The organism is Natrinema gari JCM 14663, from assembly GCF_000337175.1.
GTDB lineage: Archaea > Halobacteriota > Halobacteria > Halobacteriales > Natrialbaceae > Natrinema > Natrinema gari.
This window is the reverse complement of the sequence record NZ_AOIJ01000086.1, coordinates 76,983-92,895: the sequence shown is the minus strand read 5'-3', so window position 1 is coordinate 92,895 and position 15,913 is coordinate 76,983. Positions and strand designations below refer to the sequence as shown.

The following is a 15,913-nucleotide window of genomic DNA, read 5'->3' as shown; positions in this document are numbered from 1 at the left end:
AACCGGACGCCAGCCAGCGGCGACAGCACCGCAGTGAAAACGCCGATCCGCGTCGGATGACACACTGTTGTCCGCGGTTTCCGATGGTAATGCTTGTGACGCCTGCGTCGAATCGATCAGTCGGCCCGCCCCAGGTCGTCCGCGAGCGCCTCCCGTCGAAGCCGTTCACCCTCCTCGGTGTCGACGGTCAACTCGGGCACCGTCGTCGGGGTGTTGTCCTCGTCGATCGCGACGTAGACGAAATACGATTCGGTGGTCCGCTCGCGCTCGTGGGTCTGGAGGTTCTCCCGCTCGGCGATCAGACGGACTTTCACGCTCGAGGTGCCCGCATCGTACACGTAGGCGGTGATGTACGCCGTGTCGCCGACGGGGATCGGCCGCTCGAAGTTCATCTGATTGACCCGCGCGGTGACACACATCTCGCCGGCAAACCGCATCGCGCTCATCGCGCCCACTTCGTCCATCCACTTCATCACGTTGCCGCCGTGGGCCACGTCGAGCATGTTGGCGTGGTTCGGCTGGACCATCTCGCGGTTCTCGATAACCGTCTCCCGTAGGGCCGTCATTGACCCGTCTTACCCGACGGCACCAATCAGTCTTGCTTTCACCGGTCGGCGTCGACTGACGGCCCCGCTGGCTCGACGGCGATACTGTCTCGGTATTTGACATTCCTTCCCGGTCCGATACTGGTAAAAGTCGCCGCCGAGTTGGGGGGTATAATGAGCGATGCAGGCGAGGCCGACGTGCCGGAGCCGCCAGCACCACCCGACGGCGACGGCGGCTCCGTCGAGGTCCTCGGCACGGCACACGTCTCGCAGGCGAGTGTCGACGAGGTCCGCGAGACGGTCGCCCGAGAGGACCCGGACGTCGTTGCGGTCGAACTCGACGAAGGGCGTTACCGCCAGATGCAGGGCGGGACGCCGGACGACATCGAAGCGGGGGATCTCCTCTCCGGCAACACCGTCTTCCAGTTTCTGGCCTACTGGATGCTATCGTACGTCCAGTCGCGGCTCGGCGATCAGTTCGACATCGAACCCGGTGCCGACATGCGGGCCGCCATCGAGGCCGCCGAAACGAACGGCAGCGGCGTTGCCCTGGTCGATCGGGACATTCAGGTAACGATCCAGCGATTCTGGAGCCGACTATCGTTCCTGGAGAAACTGAAGATGGTCGGCGGGCTCGCGCTCGGAATCACCGACCCCCGCACGCTCGGGCTCACCGTGGGTGCCGTCACCGGCACGTTGCTCGGCTTTCTCGTCGCCGCCTTTCTCGCCCCGCTGCTCGGCGTCGGCGACCTCCTGTTAGTCGGGCTCACCGATCCTACGATCCTCCAGTATATCGGCGGCGGCGCACTCGGTACGCTCGGCGGCGCGTTCGTCGGCCTCCTCTTTTTCCCCTCCCTCGAGTCCGCCGGCCGATACACCGGCGGCTATCTCTCCGGGTTTTCGACGCGGATCCTCGCGGGGATTGCACTCGGTATCGGTGGCTGTCTCACGCTGATCGCAACCGGAACCTTCGTCGGGCCGTTCTCGGCTGCAACCGTCGAAAGCGCCGGCGTCTATGCGGTGCGGGGCACGGCCGGAACGCTGGCCGGCCTCGGCGTCGGTGTTACGCTCGGTGCCGTCCTTGGATTCGCACTCGATGGGCTCGGTGGTGACGTCGAGGAGATCGAGGAGGTCGACATCGAGGAGATGACCGACGGCAACGTCGTCGACGCGATGATGGAGGAGTTCCGCCAGTTCAGCCCGGGCGGTGCGAACGCCCTGATCGACGAACGGGACGCGTACATCGCGCACAACCTCCACGAACTCCGTGAACAGGGGTACGACGTGCTCGCCGTCGTCGGTGCCGGCCACAAAGCCGGGATCGAACGCCACTTGCAACAGCCCGAGGAGATCCCGACGCTCGAGTCGCTCTCCGGAACCGCCTCGAGTCGCCGGTTCTCGCCGCTGAAGATCGTCGGTTATCTGGTGATGGTCGGGTTCTTCGGATTCTTCTTCCTGCTGATCATGGCGGGAGCCAGGAACGTGTTCCTGCTGAAGCTGTTCGCGGCCTGGTTCCTGTTCAACGGGATCTTCGCGTTCACGCTGGCGCGGCTGGCCGGCGCGCGCTGGACCAGCGCGGGCGTCGGTGGCGCGGTCGCCTGGCTGACGAGTATCAATCCGCTGCTCGCGCCGGGGTGGTTCGCTGGCTACGTCGAACTCAGACATCGGCCGGTCAACGTCCGAGACATTCAGACGCTGAACGAAATCGTCGGCGACACCGAGCGGCCGCTGGGTGAGGCCGTCGAGGACATGTTCAGCGTTCCACTGTTCCGACTCATCATGATCGTTGCGCTGACGAACATCGGAAGCATGATCGCGACGGGGTTGTTTCCCTTCGTCGTGTTGAAGTTTCTAGCACCCGATATCGGCGGTGTCGACGCACTCATGGGGCAGTTACTGGAGGGTGCACGAAATAGCCTCGAGCTACTCTGGGGGCTGCTATGAGCTACCGCGTGGACCGAAACTCTAATCGGAAACTGACATTCAGCAACACCGAGATCCGAGATCTCGCCATTGCTTGGATCACGCTCAGCATTGCATTCGCACTGTTGATCGTGCCAGTCCATCGCGGCGACAGCGTCAGCAACTTTCTGACGATGGTCGGGCTGAGTTTCGTCACCGTCGGCGTCGGCTTCCTCCTCCACGAAATCGCACACAAGGTGGTCGCGATCGAACACGGCCAGATCGCCGAGTTCCGGGCCGACTATCAAATGCTCTTCTTGGCGATTATGATGGCGCTCGTCGGCTTCCTCTTTGCCGCACCCGGAGCCGTCTACCACCGCGGGCGGGTAACCCAACGCGAGAACGGCCTGATCGCGCTCGCGGGCCCGGTGACGAACCTCCTGTTAGCGCTGCTGTTCCTCCCGTTGGTGATCGTCCCCGAGCCGTTCGGGACGATCGGCCAGATGGGGATCTGGATCAACCTCGTTCTGGCCGCGTTCAACATGATCCCCTTCGGCCCGCTGGACGGGAAGTCCGTCCTCGAGTGGCACAAGGGGGTCTTCGCCATCGTCTTCGTCCCGACGGTGCTGCTCGCGGCGTACGTGATCGTGTTCGTCGGCCCGTTCAGGTAACGCCGGCCGCTGCGGTCGCTCATTTCGGTCCCGCGGGCGTCCCGGACGGACCGGTGACCTTTTGCTCGCGCCGGGAGGTGCTTCGAGTATGACCGACACGGACGACGAGAGAGGCAACGCGGAGGGACTCACCTACGCCGAGACCGGCGTCGATATCGACGCCAGCGAGGACGCGACGGCAGCGCTGCTCGAGGCGTTCGGCAGCGATCTGCGGACCGAGTACGCGGGGCTGCTCGACATCGGCGACCGGTATCTCGCGCTGGCGACCGACGGCGTCGGGACGAAACTGCTGGTCGCCGAAGCGACCGGGGACTTCTCGACGATCGGGATCGACTGCATCGCGATGAACGTCAACGATCTCGTCGCGGCGGGCGTCGAACCCGTCGCCTTCGTCGATTACCTCGCGATCGACGACCCCGACGAGGAGCTGACCAACCAGATCGGGGAGGGGCTCGCGGTGGGACTCGAGCAGGCCGATCTCACCATGCTCGGCGGCGAGACGGCGGTCATGCCCGAGGTCGTGAAGGGGTTCGACCTTGCGGGCACCTGTGTCGGACTCGCCGAAAAAGACGACATTTTCGACGGCGACGCGCGGGTCGGCGACGCGCTCGTCGGGTTCCCATCGAACGGGATCCACTCGAACGGGTTGACCCTCGCTCGCGAGGCGGTGACGCGGAACCACGACTATACGGACGAGTTCCCGCTGGACCCGGAGAAAACGATCGGCGAGGAACTGCTGCGACCGACCCGGATCTACACGGCCCTGCTCGAGTCGCTGCGCGACCACGAGGTCCACGCGGCGGCTCACGTCACGGGCGGCGGATGGACGAACCTGCTGCGGATGGGCGATCACGAGTACGTCATCGATGACCCGCTGCCGGCCCAGCCGATCTTCGAGTTCGTCCAGGCGGAGGGGAGCGTGACCGACGCGGAGATGCACCGGACGTTCAACATGGGGACTGGGTTCGTCGTCGCGCTGCCCGAGGACCGTGCCGAGGAGTTGGCCGCGGCGACCGACGGGCAGGTCATCGGACACGTCACGGCGGGCGAGACGGTCGAGATCCGCGGGCTCTCGCTGTCCTGACCCCGAGCGATGCTCCGTGCTTTCTCGAGACGGAGCCGACCGCACGGCGACCGAGACCGTCGGTCCGGTCGGATTGGACCGACAGAGAGTCGCTACTGAACCGATCGGTCAGCCATCGCAACGCCGTCGTGCGAGCAGGTGGACACCGAGGTGCAGTTGCAGCGATCGTGTGACGAAACGAGAACAACATGCGAACCTGGAGCACAGCATCCGGTAGCGGTGGGGGGTTCGCATCGGGAACTCCCGGTAGCAGCCACGGCTCGAGCATGAAAGGGAGACGCTGTCCGAACTGCAAGGGGGACACCGGAACCGAGGTCGACGGGGAACTGCTGGGCCCGGAGATCAACCGAACGTTCGAGTGCGGCCGCTGTGGTCACACGTGGGAACTCGTCGTCTGAGGCGACCGCTCGCTGTCGGTCGACCGCTCGTGCCGTCGGTTCCGTTCACCGATCCGGATTGCGCTCCTCGGATAGCGTCGCCTCCTCGGCGTTCCCGGCCGCCGCTCGAAGGACATCGTACTCCTCGTCGCTGTAGGCGATCAACTGGACGGTTGAGAGCGTCTCGGGCTCGTACCGCTCGAGTTCCGCGCCGATGATCTCGGCCCCCGCCGCGAGGTCGAAGCCGGCGATCCCACAGCCAAGCGCCGGGAGGACGAGCGACTCGCAACCGAGTTCGTCCGCCCGCTCGAGCATGTGTCGCGTCGCGTCTCGAATGCTGTCCGCCGTCGCCTCGCCGGCATGGGGCATCGCTGCGGCGTGGATGACGTGGTCGGCCTCGAGATCGTAGGCGTCGGTGACCGCGACCGCCCCGAGGTCGATCGGCCCCGTTGCCATCGCCTCCGCGGCGATCCCCTCGCCCGCACCGCGGCGGAGCGCGCCGGCGACGCCGGCCCCCATCCGAAGGCTGGTATTGGCCGCGTTGACGAGCGCGTCGGCGGACTGTGCAGCAATGTCGCCCTGAACGATGTCGTACTCCATATGCGCCGCTTCCCGATCGAGGCCAATGAAGCTGTCCGGCGGCTGATGTCGTCGGCTCAGTTCGTTCTGACCCAGTCGTCCGGAACCGGCCGGGCCTCGATATCGGCGTTCGCGATCCCGTAGAACTTCTCGCGGCCGACCGGCGTGCGAAGCCGGAGGACGCAGGTGTAGTCGGTTACCTCGAAGGCAGTCACCGAGCGGGCGGACCGCTGATGGGCGAATCGGAAGAGCTGATTCGCGTCCGCGTCGGCGGTCACGCGGTTACCGAGCGACCAGCTGAGGGATTCGACGTGGCCCCGCTCGACACCGAACAGGGACGCGATCAGGCTCCGACCGTGTCGGCCTAGTGCCCCCTGTGACCGGTTCTCGTGTGAACTCATACTGGAACGATGTCACTGAGCCCCGAAAAAAGATGCTATATTCGTATGGGCCGCTCTCGCACGCCGGGACGGCGAAAGGTGGCAAACCGGACGGCGCAGCGGTCGGCTCCGTAAACGATCGCGACCACGGGAAATCGAGGGACGCCAACAGCATTTGTCCGGCCAGTGGTATCTCCGCCTCGCGGAGTCTTAGGTCGACCAAAACCTTTTTAGAATTAGGCTCGCCTAACTCCACCTGATGGACGTACCCGCCCGTAGGGAAGAGCCCGAACTCGACGAGGAACTCGAGGAGCCGACGGCGGTCGTAAGCAGTCACGAGACCCGCCCCGGAAAGACCGTCTTTACTGAACGAAACAACAGCGACGGGTGGATCGCGACCGATCACACCGTCGACCTCGAGCGGTAACTACGTCGGGACTCGTAGGCCGCGAGTGCACGATCGGTTCCGACCACGAACGACGCCGTCGCGCGTGCTCGGCAAAAAACTGTCTGCCGTCTTGGATCGTCGACGGGCCCGTTTTGGACCCGCTCGCCGACGTGCTCAGTGAGTCGCTTCCTCGAGCACCAGGGTGTCGTCCTCGAGGTAGTGCTCGAAGTGGTGGCCGTCCTCCTCGAGTTCGACGAGGATATCGCGCAGGATCTCGGCGGTCGCGTGGTCGCCGAGGTTCTCCGCGAGTTCGATGCTGTCGCGCATCGACTCGATGATGTCGCCGTAGATCTCGAGGTCGTTTTCGAACATCGTGCGGACGTCGTAGACGTCTTCGCCCTCGAACTCGACGGTCGCGCGCTCTTCCTGGTTCGACGGCCCGGAGACCGGGACGCCGCCGAGCGCCTGGGCGCGCTCGGCGATTTCGTCAGCGCCTTCCTCGACGTGTTCGTACGCCTCTTCCAGGAACTCGTGGAGGGGCAGGAACTCCGCACCCTCGACGACCCAGTGGTGTTTCTTCAGCTGGTGGTAGAGGACGTACGAGTTGGCCAGTTCCGTGTTCAGCGCGTCGACGATCTGCTCGGCCTTGTCCTGCTCGAGGCGAAGCGCGTTCTCCTCGACGCTGTCTGCCGATTGGCGGACGGTCTGTTGGGTGCTCATCCTATCCATCGATACGCGCGCATTCCACTTAAAACCTTCCCATGCGAGAACTTTTCTTTGGTATGCCTAAAGAATAGTTCTGCTATTCGTCCATCATTTTGGGTATCAACCACAGAGAACGTGTTGTCGGACGACACCGTCACTATTCTCTTTGTTTTTTCGAGCCTGAGTAAACATTTTCAATGAGGGGACCCAAGGGACTAGTATGGCAACGAGAATCGCACAGCGGCGGGAGCGGATCTACGTCGACGGCGAGTGGCTCGAGACCGAAGGCGAGTTGTCGGTCTCTGACCTCGCCGAGGGGGGGACGTTCGCACACGTCGCCGCCGCAGGGCCGACGGAGGCCCGCACTGCACTGGCTGCCGCCCACGAGATCAAACCCGAATTACGCCAGACGACCGTCGTCGAGCGGGCCGAGTGGTGTGAGACGATCGCCGATCGACTCCGCGAACGCGAAGAAGAGATCGCCGAGGTCATCGTCCGGGAAGCCGGCAAACCGATCTCCTCGGCTCGCGGCGAGGTCGGCCAGGCCGCCGAACGCTTCGATCGAGCAGCCGAGGAAGCCCGCACAATCGTCAGCAAAGGCGAGTACCGCGAGGGCTCGACCGACGGCCACGAGGGCTGGCAGGCGATCGTCAAACACGAACCGATCGGCGCGGTGCTGTGTATCACGCCGTACAACTATCCGCTAGCGACGACGGCGCTGCAAGTCGCACCCGCGCTCGCGGCCGGGAACAGCGTCCTGCTCAAGCCCGCCAGCAAGACTCCCATCTCGGCGGCGATCCTCGCCGACGTCATCGCCGACGTCGACGGCATTCCGGACGGCGCGTTCAACTTCGTCCCCGGCGACGCCAGCGAGATCGGCGACGTCCTTTCGGGCGACGACCGCGTCAACGCGATCGCGATGACCGGCTCCTCGGGCGCGGGCAAACACGTTGCCCGGGAGAGCGGGATGGTCAACCTGCACATGGAACTCGGCGGCAACGCCCCGGCGATCGTCTTCGACGACGCCGACCTCACCGATGTCGCGGCTAACTGCGCGAAGGGGTCGTTCAAGTACGCCGGGCAGCGCTGCTCGGCGATTTCGCGCGTGCTCGCCCACGAATCGATTCACGACGACCTCGTCGACCTGATCGACGGACAGATGGATGCCTGGCAGGTCGGGGACCTCTTCGCGGACGACACCGCCCTCGGCCCGCTGATCAGCGAAGAGCAGGCCGACTGGGTCGAGACGCTCGTCGAAGACGCCGTCGAGAAGGGCGCGGAGATCGTCCGCGGCGGCGAACGACGCGCCCCCGACGGTGTTCCGGACGAACTCGCCGATCAGTTCTTCGAGCCGACGCTGCTCGCGAACGTCCCCCGCAACGCCCGCATCGTCGACGAAGAACAGTTCGGCCCCATCGCCGCGATCACGACCTTCGAGGACGAAGCCGAAGCCCTCGAGATCGCGAACGGCTCCGATCTCGCGCTCGACGCGGCGGTCTTCACGAACGACTACAAACGCGCGATGCGACTGGCCGAGCGCGTCGACGCCGGCGCGGTCCGGATCAACGGCGCGCCGAGCCACGGGCTGGGCGACGTTCCGTTCGGCGGCAACAAGGACTCGGGGATCGGCCGCGAGGGCCTCGATGCCTCGATCCACGCGATGATGCGCGAAAAGAGCATCATCCTCTAACCCGACCGACTCGGTGCAGCGCCGTCGCTCGAGCGGTGACGATCAAAACGAGACCGACTTCCTGGCTACTTGTGTCTCGGTGTCGCCACTGACGGCGACGACCTGAACGGTCCCCGACGCGCCGGCATCGTACTCGAGCGTCGCCTGCTGTCCGACATCGGTCAGGGTTTCCCGTGTCTCGCCGTCCGCGCGCACTTCGATTCGGTCGGCGTTACTGCTAGCGGTATACGTGACCGTGACGGTCCGCGACGACTGATCGACTTCGATGGACGCCCCAGCTCTCACCGCCGGTCCAGAGTTGGCGAACAGATTACGGTATTCGTATTCTTCGGTCGGAACGGTCCGCGTCGCCACGCCGACATTGCCGTCGACCGTGACCGTCACGTCGTCGAACTGGTCCGTCATCCCCGCCTCGAAGTCAGCCGTCCGCTCAGGGTCGGCGTAGACGGCCACCGCCCTGTAAGTCGACGTGTCGGCCCCGAACGACCACGAATACGCCCTACCGGTCCCCGCCGCGTCGCCCTCGTATTCGCCCCACAGAACCGCGCGTTCGTCGACACCGACGCGCTCGAGCAACTGCGCGAAGTGGTCGTGCTCGTCGACGCGGCGATCCGTTCCCTCGACGCCCGCCGACAGGATCGTCTCGAGGGCTGCGCTGTCGGCAGAGCTCACGACGAACGTCTCCGCGGAGACGGCGGCCGAGACGCCGTCGCGCTCGAGAACCGCGAACTCGCCGATCGACGACTCGCGTTCGGCGTCGACCGCGCCGGGATCAAATGTCCCGGTGACGACGACGTTCCCGGCGACGCCTTCGGACCCGAACCTGCAAACGGACGCGACCGCCGAGTCGTCGTCTGCTACCTTCTCGACGATCTCGCGACTGTCGCCTGTCGGCAACCGTGGCACGTCCTCGGCGACGGCCGCGCGGAGATCGTCCGCGGACCGACGGATCGCAGCGAGGTCCCGGACGTGAAAGCGCAGGTTCTCGCTGCCCGATGCGGGAACCCAGCGCTCGAGTGGCGACATGCCGGTCGCGGTCTCATCGTCCGTGGCGTTCGATTCGTCGGTGTCCTCGGTCCCGTCGGTACCGTTCTCGGACAGTTGATCGAGACAGCCTGCAGTAAGCACGATCCCGCTCGTTCCCGCTCCCGTAGTCGCGAGGAGTTCGCGCCTCGAAACGTCATTCATACTGTTACTTGCTGGTTGAAACCTCGAAGATATAAATTCACTGTCCTGATCGGTACCGCTCTCGAGCGGGAGATCGTCGATAGAACTACCGTCGTTGCCGGGGGAGGATCGACCATGTCTCGCGACGTGCTCGTCGTCGGCGAAACGCTCATCGACTGGGTGCCCGAGCGATCGGGCCCGCTCGAAACCGTAGACGGGTTCGAGCGCCGCCCCGGCGGTGCGCCCGCGAACGTCGCCGTCGCGCTCGCCAGACTCGAGACCCCGCCGCTGTTCTGGACCCGCGTCGGCGACGATCCGTTCGGCCGCTTTCTCGAGGGTGCCCTCGCCGAGTACGGCGTCCCGGACGAATTCGTCGAACGCGACGCCGACGCGAAGACGACCCTCGCGTTCGTCACCCATGACGAGACCGGCGACCGCGAGTTTACCTTCTACCGGGACGGGACCGCGGACACGCGCCTCGAACCCGGCCGGATCGACGACGCGACCCTCGCGGACTGCGAATGGGTCCACGCCGGCGGCGTGACGCTGTCGAGCGGGCCGGCGCGCGAGGCGACGCTGGACGTGCTCGAGCGGGCCGCGGCCGCGGGCTGTACGGTCTCGTTCGATCCCAACGTCCGGCCCGAACTGTGGGCCGACGACGAGACGTTCGCGCGCGTGGTCGGCGATGCGCTCGCACACGTCGACGTCTGTTTCGCGACGGTCGCCGAACTCGAGGCGCTCGGAGTCGGCGGCGAGACCCCACTGGCAAGCGCTCGACGGGCGATCGATGCCGGCGGGCCGCACACGGTCTTCGTCACGCGCGGCGCGGAGGGTGCCGTCGCGGTCGCGGCCGACGATGCACCCTGGCCCGCAGCCGCGGTCGATCGGCCCGGCGTTGCGGTCGAGACGGTCGATACGACGGGTGCCGGTGACGCCTTCGTCGCCGGAGCGATCACCGCCCTGCGGGACGGCCGCGGACTCGCAGCCGTGGTCGCGTTCGCGAACGCCGTCGCGGCGACGGCGACGACCGACGCAGGCGCGATGGCGGCGCTCCCGACCCGTGAGGCGGCGACTACACTGCTCGAACGGGAGTCTGACAGCGACTGACGGGCCGTGTGGTTGCAAGCCGGAGCGCTATCAGGACCTGCAACGGACAGTACGTATGGGTCGCACGGACCGTGGTGTGCCGTCGTTCGCGAACGCGGTGGTGGCGGGGATACAGGAGAAGAACGTGACGTTCATGGCAGCCGGCATCGCGTATCAGGCCTTCATCTCGCTGCTTCCGCTGCTCGTGTTGGTCTTCTTTCTCGTCTCGGTTCTCGGCGGCGAGGGGCTCGCCCAACAGGTGTCGTCGGCGACCGAAGGCTTCCTCCCCGAGAGCGGCCGCATCGTTCTCGAGGACGGAATCGAGGGGTCGACCGGGAACGCCGGAACGTCGATCATCGGCCTCCTCGTCCTCTTTTGGGGGTCGTTGAAGATCTTTCGGGGACTCGACACCGCGTTCTCGGAAATCTACGCGTCGACCGAGGACAACTCGTTGGTCGATCAGGTCCGCGACGGGGCCGTCGTCTTCGGGGCGATCGGGGTCGCGCTCGCGGCGACCGGGGCGACCAGCATCGTCTTCGCGTTCTTCCCGACCAATCTCGTCGTCGGACTTGTGAACCCGCTGGTGCTTGTCGTCGGGCTGACGATCGCCTTCCTGCCGATGTATTACTTCTTCCCCGATGTCGACGTTTCAGTCCGCGAGGTACTGCCGGGGGTCCTCGTCGCCGCCATCGGCTGGGCGGCGCTACAGTCGCTCTTTCAGGTCTACGTCGCCCTCTCGAGCAGTTCGGAGTCGGCGGGACCGATCGGTGCGATCCTCCTCCTGGTGACCTGGTTGTACTTCGGCGGCCTCATACTGCTCGTCGGAGCCGTCGTCAACGCCACCCGCTCGGGACACATCGATATCGAATCCGACACGCTCGCGGGCATTCCTGCGGACCCGGATCGCGACCCCTTCGTCGATGCGGATCGGCGCGAACGCGAGCGACTCGCGGCGCGACTCGACACCCTCCAGCGCGAACGCGATCAGCTCCGGAACGATCGCGACGCCGAGCGGGCGCGCCGCTACCGACTCGAGGATCGGGTCGCCGCCCTCGACGACCGGGTCGAGCATCTGGAAGCGACGAACCGCGACCTCGAGGCCGAAACCGAGCGGCTCCGCCGCGAACTCGCGGCCCGCGAGGGGTCGCCGTGGGGACGCCGGTTGCGCGGCGCGATCGTACGGGTGCGGACGCTAAACGTCGGCGTCGTCAAGGAGCGACACGAGTAGCGCGTTCGGCTGTCCGATGGGAAGCGGCGGGACGATCGAACGGATCGGTAAGCGAGACAGCCACTGTGTCTTCGAGGAGTGAACGCGGGCGACACTGGCTCCGTCACACGGCGGCGCTATCCCTGTGCGAGCGGATCGAAACTATCGACCGGAATGACGGAGTAATCGACTGTCAACGCGTCCTTGGTCGCCCTGATCTTGCCGACGAACGCCGAGATATCCTCGAGTTCGCCTTCGAGGACGAACAGTTCCATACAGTAGTGATCGCCGACGTGGCTGTGGAAGTTCGAGGCGACGAGGTGTTCGTGTTCGTGGCGCAGGTGCATCATCCGCTCCTCGACGCTGGTGGTCTCGTAGTCGAACAACACGGTGACGATCCCCATCAGGTCCCGCTCCTCGAGTCGGGTGTCCTCGAACTCCCCGAGCAGGTTCCGCGATGCTTCCCTGACGACTTCGCTCCGACCGGTATAGCCGTGCTCCTCGGCGAACTGGTCGAGCCGCGCGAGGAGTTCGTCCGGCATCGAGACGCTGACGACTGCCATATAACAAGGTAACAGCAGTATCTATTAAGGATTATCATCATCGTCGGCGCGGGTCGGCCCGCTGATCTAGACGTGATCCGCGGGCAGTAGGGCCTCGAACGGCTGGGCGGCGAGCCACTCACAGAGCCGGACGAGTTGATCGCTCGCGGCCTCGAACAGTCGCTCGCCTTTCTCGGCCGAGGCGTCCGTCTGATCGCCCAGGACGCCGTTGGCGGTGTTGTCGGCCGCATCGTAGAACGTCCGCGAGCCGTGTTTGACCGTCTCCGCCGCCTCGACGCTCGGGACTCCGGTCTCCCTGGCCTCCTCGAGCCGGTCGTCGTGGACGAGGTCCGGTTCGAGATACTGAATCATCGAGGTCTCTTTCGGCCCGCCGTGGGGGCCGTTCTGCTCGAAGAGATCGTCGACGAGGGTCGGAATCGAGTCGTTCCACATCCACTCGATGGCGTACGCGACCTCGTCCTGCCGGAGCTGTGCCCCCACCTCCCGGAGATGCGGCACGTTCCCGCCGTGAGCGTTCACGTAGATCACCCGATCGATGCCGTGAGCGGTGAGGTTCCGCGTCAGCGACGCCACGTACTCCCTGAACGCCGGTGGGTCGACCCACATCGTCCCGTGGAACTGGCGGTGGTGACCGCTGACGCCGATGTCGATCGTCGGGGTACGGAGAAAGCCCGTTCGGTCGGCCGCCTCGTGCGCGAACGCCTCCGCGATCAGATGATCGGTCGCCTCCGGCAGATGTGGCCCGTGCTGTTCCGTCGATCCGAGCGGCACGAGCGCGAGCGATTCCGATTCGAAGTACGTCTCGAGGTCCGGCCATGCCTCGTCGCCGAGATACATGGCCATCCCTCGTATGCGGAGCATCAATAGCGTAGTGCCGACGCGCGCGGCGCACAGTCGATACGCGACCGCGGCGACAGCGCCGACACCGGTCGCACCCGCTCGTCCCGGCCGGCGTCGGACCGACGAGACGCTACCCGGTAATACCGTTTTACCGGATCGAGTAGCCATCACACTGATCCGGGGGTCCCGACCGGCGGTCCGTCGACAACCGGACACACTGCACGGGGTTCGACAGCGTGTCCGAGGCCGGGCGAAAGTTCGACGGTTCGAACACGATTCCGCGTTCTCGCCCCGCTGTGATCCCGTCGAGAGCGAACCACGGCTCCACACCCCTCCGTCGAACGCGAGCGGTCGAACCTACCGCGTCCTGTCCGCGTTCGACACCACACTGCGTCCCATGAGTGAAACTGGACACGTTCGGCGAGCCGGCGACGGCGGCGATTCGAACCCGATTCCCCGCCGTCACCGACGCGGTTTCGGATCCGGACACAATACGGGTTTATCGCCCGCCGGCTCGAGGCTCGTCTCGGTCTCGAGGCCGAGCCCGCTCGTCGGTCCGTTCGGAACCCGTCTCGAGCGGTCACGGTACGGCCGTCGCACAATTCCCCGTAACGGACACTTCAATCGACCCGCGTTGGCCGGTCGAGAACGGTTGGTTTCATGACTGGTCGATACGGACTCAATTACAAAGCACGGACGATACCAACCGGCGTCGTGTATGGTACCACCGTATCCTGCCCAGGCACAGGTGCCCGACTGGCTGCAAGATCCCGTCGCGGAACTGGTCACGTTCCTCCCGCGGCTGATCGGCGCGTTGATCATCCTGGCGATCGGGTGGGTCATCGGCCGCGTCGCAGCGGGCGTGGTCCGACGGCTCGCCGACGGCATCGAACTCGATCGGATGGTCCTCGAGACGCCGCTCGGTCGCATACTCGGCGGCACCGAGCGGGCGGTTTCGAACGCCTTCGGGACGCTGGCGAAGTGGTTCGTCTACGGTCTCGCGATCCTCGCGGCCGCGAACGCGCTCGCGATCGCGACGCTGTCGCAGTGGGTCTCGACGGCGGTCTCGTACCTGCCGGCGTTCGTCGCGGGGCTGCTCGTGATTACCTTCGGGTTCGTCGTCGCCGACTTCATCGGCGATACCATCGAGCGGACCCGCGCGGCGACCGAGACCGCTTACACGAGCTGGTTCGCCAACGGCGCGCGGATGTTCCTCTACTTCACGGCGATCGTCATCGGGCTCGACACGATGGGGATCGATGTCGGCATCCTCTACGTGTTCGCCCGAGCGATCGCGTGGGGTCTCGGTGCGGCCATCGCTATCGGCGCTGGCGTCGCGTTCGGCTGGGGTGGCAAGGACTACGTCGCCGAAAACATCGACAGGTGGATGAACCGAACGAGCAACGTCACGCCCAGCGAGGGGGAGTCGGCGACCGGCCGCTCCCGGAGCAGTGACCGACCCGGAACGAATTCGAGCACCGACCGCGACCCCGGCTCGGAGCCCGGCCCCGGACCGAGCGACGACGACTAACCTCGGGATCTGGTCGCGATCACGGCCGCCCGTGACGCTGCGAGGATGATGTCGGCCTCGCGCCGCTCAGTCGGCCGCGGCTCGCTCCGCGTCCGGCCCGTCGGCGTCGCCGCGCGGGAAGAGCGGCTTGACCGGCACGATCACGTGGGCCCGCACGAGTCGTCCGTCGTTTCGCCGCCACTTTTGGAGGTGGGCGACCGCGTGCGAGCCGTCGTACCCCTTCTCGATCCGCTTGCAGATCGCGCCGAACTCGTCTTCGTCGAACAGGGCGGCCGAGACCGGATCCGTCTCGACCGCGACGCTCCCCCGTCTGGCGTAGACGTCGAGACGGCCGTCGAACGCGTACTCGAGGGCTTCGATCCAGTCGTGGATCTCGCCGACCGTCGGCCGGTCGGGCGCGGTCGGGAAAGTGATCGACGCCTGATACTGGTCGGGCCGGTCTCGAACGTGGCGCTGCCAGAGCCGTCCCAGTCGCCGCGCCGTCCCGCCGCCAGGCACTGCCGATGCGATGTGAGTCGCTCGATCAGCCGCGGCCGAGACCCGTCGTCGGAGGGCCGCCACGGGGACAGGTCGATCGCGTTCCCTCATTCGTTCTCACGTTCGAGTTGCGGGCATCGGTAATACGTCCTTTGTTGTGGCGCGATGCTGGCCGGCACTCGAGACGCGCGACGCCGGCCGTCGACGGTCCGCGAGAGTTTTGTACAATAGGTTGCTACCCGACGGCAGCATGCCTCGTACAGGGTCCAATCCTTCGCGTCCGCTCCTCACCGGTTTCGTCGCGATCGTCGCGACCGGTGTCGCGGTTAATCTCCTCTTTGACTCCCCGCTTCGAACGCTGCCGGCGTTCGTGTTGATCGCCCTCGGCATCGCCGGCGTCACGAGCACCGCCAGAGAGCATGGGACGGCACGGCTTCGACGCACCGCGAAGCGATGGTGGCTGCTCGCGTTCGTGACCTTCCTCCCCTACGCGCTCGCGACGGCCCCTGACGGCGAATCGGCGGCCGCCGTCGGCGACGCGTTCGCCGGTCCGGCCGTCTCCCTCGCGCTCGAGTCGATCGCCGGCGCGACCGTCCTCTGTGCGGTGTCGATGACGGTCCTCTACGGGTTCGCCTGGTACGGCATCCACCCGGGCCGCCAGACGCCCGAGGAGCGCGTCCTCGCCGACGGCGGCGACGAGTAGCCACACGCGAGTGCGGAA

At 65.9% G+C, this 15,913-nt stretch carries 18 protein-coding genes; 10 read left to right on the top strand and 8 right to left on the bottom strand.

What is annotated here, in order from left to right; genetic code table 11:
- Positions 1-116 precede the first annotated feature (116 nt).
- Positions 117-566: an acyl-CoA thioesterase gene (locus C486_RS18675; RefSeq protein WP_006186713.1), complete on the bottom strand. Its 450-nt coding sequence runs from the start codon at positions 564-566 to the stop codon at positions 117-119.
- A 153-nt stretch (positions 567-719) separates the two neighbouring features.
- Between C486_RS18675 and C486_RS18670 the strand changes: the two genes are divergently transcribed.
- From C486_RS18670 to C486_RS22635, 4 genes are all read left to right on the top strand, one after another.
- Positions 720-2,489 carry a TraB/GumN family protein gene (locus C486_RS18670; RefSeq protein WP_008459012.1) on the top strand — a complete coding sequence of 590 codons (1,770 nt, stop codon included), beginning with the start codon at positions 720-722 and terminating at the stop codon, positions 2,487-2,489.
- Complete coding sequence (locus C486_RS18665; RefSeq protein WP_008459010.1) at positions 2,486-3,118, top strand: metalloprotease; 633 nt, start codon at positions 2,486-2,488, stop codon at positions 3,116-3,118. The genes C486_RS18670 and C486_RS18665 overlap by 4 nt, the downstream gene beginning before the upstream one ends.
- Before the next feature lie 88 nt (positions 3,119-3,206).
- On the top strand, positions 3,207-4,202 hold the full coding sequence (gene purM / locus C486_RS18660) for a phosphoribosylformylglycinamidine cyclo-ligase (RefSeq protein ID WP_008459008.1): 996 nt from the start codon (positions 3,207-3,209) through the stop codon (positions 4,200-4,202).
- 266 nt (positions 4,203-4,468) lie between these two features.
- The gene (locus C486_RS22635) at positions 4,469-4,600 is read left to right on the top strand and encodes a hypothetical protein (RefSeq protein ID WP_275039798.1); all 132 of its coding nucleotides are present in this window, start codon (positions 4,469-4,471) and stop codon (positions 4,598-4,600) included.
- Between the two features lie 45 nt (positions 4,601-4,645).
- Here the strand turns inward: C486_RS22635 and C486_RS18655 are convergent, their stop codons facing one another.
- Together C486_RS18655 and C486_RS18650 are read right to left on the bottom strand one after the other, a co-directional pair.
- Positions 4,646-5,179 (bottom strand): macro domain-containing protein, encoded by a 534-nt coding sequence (locus C486_RS18655; protein WP_008459007.1) that lies wholly within the window; start codon positions 5,177-5,179, stop codon positions 4,646-4,648.
- Positions 5,180-5,235: 56 nt separating this feature from the next.
- Positions 5,236-5,559, bottom strand: coding sequence for a hypothetical protein (locus C486_RS18650; protein WP_008459004.1), 324 nt, complete (start codon positions 5,557-5,559; stop codon positions 5,236-5,238).
- A 238-nt stretch (positions 5,560-5,797) separates the two neighbouring features.
- On the opposite strand from C486_RS18650, the gene C486_RS21845 reads away from it, so the two are divergent.
- A complete protein-coding gene (locus C486_RS21845; protein WP_008459003.1) occupies positions 5,798-5,965 on the top strand; it encodes a hypothetical protein in 168 nt (55 codons plus the stop codon).
- 135 nt (positions 5,966-6,100) lie between these two features.
- Here the strand turns inward: C486_RS21845 and dpsA are convergent, their stop codons facing one another.
- Positions 6,101-6,646: a DNA starvation/stationary phase protection protein DpsA gene (gene dpsA, locus C486_RS18645; RefSeq protein WP_008459001.1), complete on the bottom strand. Its 546-nt coding sequence runs from the start codon at positions 6,644-6,646 to the stop codon at positions 6,101-6,103.
- 205 nt (positions 6,647-6,851) lie between these two features.
- Here dpsA and C486_RS18640 point away from each other — a divergent pair, with 205 nt between their 5' ends.
- Entirely contained in the window at positions 6,852-8,321 is a 1,470-nt protein-coding gene (locus tag C486_RS18640; RefSeq protein WP_008459000.1) for an aldehyde dehydrogenase family protein, read from the top strand.
- 42 nt (positions 8,322-8,363) lie between these two features.
- Here the strand turns inward: C486_RS18640 and C486_RS18635 are convergent, their stop codons facing one another.
- Entirely contained in the window at positions 8,364-9,509 is a 1,146-nt protein-coding gene (locus C486_RS18635) for a hypothetical protein (protein WP_008458998.1), read from the bottom strand.
- Between the two features lie 114 nt (positions 9,510-9,623).
- On the opposite strand from C486_RS18635, the gene C486_RS18630 reads away from it, so the two are divergent.
- Together C486_RS18630 and C486_RS18625 are read left to right on the top strand one after the other, a co-directional pair.
- The gene (locus C486_RS18630; protein WP_008458995.1) at positions 9,624-10,595 is read left to right on the top strand and encodes a carbohydrate kinase family protein; all 972 of its coding nucleotides are present in this window, start codon (positions 9,624-9,626) and stop codon (positions 10,593-10,595) included.
- 55 nt (positions 10,596-10,650) lie between these two features.
- Positions 10,651-11,802: a YhjD/YihY/BrkB family envelope integrity protein gene (locus C486_RS18625; RefSeq protein WP_008458993.1), complete on the top strand. Its 1,152-nt coding sequence runs from the start codon at positions 10,651-10,653 to the stop codon at positions 11,800-11,802.
- Between the two features lie 116 nt (positions 11,803-11,918).
- On the opposite strand, the gene C486_RS18620 is transcribed toward C486_RS18625, so the two are convergent.
- Both C486_RS18620 and C486_RS18615 read right to left on the bottom strand, forming a co-directional pair.
- Complete coding sequence (locus C486_RS18620; RefSeq protein WP_006186726.1) at positions 11,919-12,344, bottom strand: CopG family ribbon-helix-helix protein; 426 nt, start codon at positions 12,342-12,344, stop codon at positions 11,919-11,921.
- A gap of 66 nt (positions 12,345-12,410) precedes the next feature.
- Positions 12,411-13,181, bottom strand: a complete 771-nt coding sequence (locus C486_RS18615) for a creatininase family protein (protein WP_008458991.1) — start codon at positions 13,179-13,181, stop codon at positions 12,411-12,413.
- A 721-nt stretch (positions 13,182-13,902) separates the two neighbouring features.
- Between C486_RS18615 and C486_RS18605 the strand changes: the two genes are divergently transcribed.
- Positions 13,903-14,715 (top strand): mechanosensitive ion channel family protein, encoded by an 813-nt coding sequence (locus C486_RS18605; RefSeq protein WP_008458987.1) that lies wholly within the window; start codon positions 13,903-13,905, stop codon positions 14,713-14,715.
- Positions 14,716-14,781: 66 nt separating this feature from the next.
- On the opposite strand, the gene C486_RS18600 is transcribed toward C486_RS18605, so the two are convergent.
- Entirely contained in the window at positions 14,782-15,303 is a 522-nt protein-coding gene (locus C486_RS18600; RefSeq protein ID WP_049888360.1) for a hypothetical protein, read from the bottom strand.
- A gap of 139 nt (positions 15,304-15,442) precedes the next feature.
- Here C486_RS18600 and C486_RS18595 point away from each other — a divergent pair, with 139 nt between their 5' ends.
- Positions 15,443-15,895 (top strand): hypothetical protein, encoded by a 453-nt coding sequence (locus C486_RS18595; protein WP_008458983.1) that lies wholly within the window; start codon positions 15,443-15,445, stop codon positions 15,893-15,895.
- The last annotated feature ends 18 nt before the right edge of the window (positions 15,896-15,913 follow it).

Excerpts from the sequence above, each read along its gene's own strand:
- C486_RS22635 (WP_275039798.1), top strand. The coding sequence starts at position 4,469 with ATGAAAGGGAGACGCTGTCCGAACTGCAAGGGGGACACCGGAACCGAG.
- purM (WP_008459008.1), top strand. The coding sequence starts at position 3,207 with ATGACCGACACGGACGACGAGAGAGGCAACGCGGAGGGACTCACCTAC.
- C486_RS18665 (WP_008459010.1), top strand. The coding sequence starts at position 2,486 with ATGAGCTACCGCGTGGACCGAAACTCTAATCGGAAACTGACATTCAGC.
- C486_RS18650 (WP_008459004.1), bottom strand. The coding sequence starts at position 5,559 with ATGAGTTCACACGAGAACCGGTCACAGGGGGCACTAGGCCGACACGGT.
- C486_RS18670 (WP_008459012.1), top strand. The coding sequence starts at position 720 with ATGAGCGATGCAGGCGAGGCCGACGTGCCGGAGCCGCCAGCACCACCC.
- dpsA (WP_008459001.1), bottom strand. The coding sequence starts at position 6,646 with ATGAGCACCCAACAGACCGTCCGCCAATCGGCAGACAGCGTCGAGGAG.
- C486_RS18620 (WP_006186726.1), bottom strand. The coding sequence starts at position 12,344 with ATGGCAGTCGTCAGCGTCTCGATGCCGGACGAACTCCTCGCGCGGCTC.
- C486_RS21845 (WP_008459003.1), top strand. The coding sequence starts at position 5,798 with ATGGACGTACCCGCCCGTAGGGAAGAGCCCGAACTCGACGAGGAACTC.
- C486_RS18625 (WP_008458993.1), top strand. The coding sequence starts at position 10,651 with ATGGGTCGCACGGACCGTGGTGTGCCGTCGTTCGCGAACGCGGTGGTG.
- C486_RS18635 (WP_008458998.1), bottom strand. The coding sequence starts at position 9,509 with ATGAATGACGTTTCGAGGCGCGAACTCCTCGCGACTACGGGAGCGGGA.
- C486_RS18615 (WP_008458991.1), bottom strand. The coding sequence starts at position 13,181 with ATGTATCTCGGCGACGAGGCATGGCCGGACCTCGAGACGTACTTCGAA.
- C486_RS18630 (WP_008458995.1), top strand. The coding sequence starts at position 9,624 with ATGTCTCGCGACGTGCTCGTCGTCGGCGAAACGCTCATCGACTGGGTG.
- C486_RS18605 (WP_008458987.1), top strand. The coding sequence starts at position 13,903 with ATGGTACCACCGTATCCTGCCCAGGCACAGGTGCCCGACTGGCTGCAA.
- C486_RS18600 (WP_049888360.1), bottom strand. The coding sequence starts at position 15,303 with ATGAGGGAACGCGATCGACCTGTCCCCGTGGCGGCCCTCCGACGACGG.
- C486_RS18675 (WP_006186713.1), bottom strand. The coding sequence starts at position 566 with ATGACGGCCCTACGGGAGACGGTTATCGAGAACCGCGAGATGGTCCAG.
- C486_RS18655 (WP_008459007.1), bottom strand. The coding sequence starts at position 5,179 with ATGGAGTACGACATCGTTCAGGGCGACATTGCTGCACAGTCCGCCGAC.
- C486_RS18595 (WP_008458983.1), top strand. The coding sequence starts at position 15,443 with ATGCCTCGTACAGGGTCCAATCCTTCGCGTCCGCTCCTCACCGGTTTC.
- C486_RS18640 (WP_008459000.1), top strand. The coding sequence starts at position 6,852 with ATGGCAACGAGAATCGCACAGCGGCGGGAGCGGATCTACGTCGACGGC.